Origin of the sequence: Leifsonia aquatica H1aii, assembly GCF_000633535.1 — a bacterium.
Lineage (GTDB): Bacteria > Actinomycetota > Actinomycetes > Actinomycetales > Microbacteriaceae > Leifsonia > Leifsonia aquatica_A.
In genome coordinates, this window is record NZ_AYMR01000061.1 from 1 (window position 1) to 460 (window position 460).

1 pseudogene is annotated in these 460 nt (G+C 75.9%); it reads left to right on the forward strand.

Annotated features, from left to right (window positions below):
* Positions 1–460, forward strand: a pseudogene (locus U870_RS0122120) (PspC domain-containing protein); the annotation flags it as partial.

A 460-nucleotide genomic window follows, 5' to 3' on the forward strand; every position in this document is an offset into this window, starting at 1 on the left:
GCGACGGCCGCATCCACCTGCAGCGCCTCTTCGAGGGCGACGTGGAGGCGCCGATCGTCGCGATCGGCGTGCTGCTCGTCTTCTCCCTGCTGCCGTGGTCGAGCGGCCTGGGCTGGATCGGCGGCGGGTTCTGGAACGACTGGGGCTGGGCCGAGGTCGTCGGTCGTGTGTTCTGGACCCTGCTGGTGCTGGGCCTCGTGGTCGGTCTGATCGTCTTCGCGGTGCGGGCCGCCGACAAGCGCCCCGGTGCTCCCGCCCCGGCCGGACCGGCCGCCCCTCCCGGGCCGGGCTCTTGGCCGACCGGGACAGCCGCCACGGGCACGACCGCGGACGGCACGGCGACGGAGACTCCGACGGCCTCCTCACCCGCCTCCTCTGCGACCGCGGCGACCGCAGCGACCGCCGCAGCCGCAGCCGCAGCCACGGTCGCCGGGGCCTCGTCGTTCACGGCGGGCGGCGA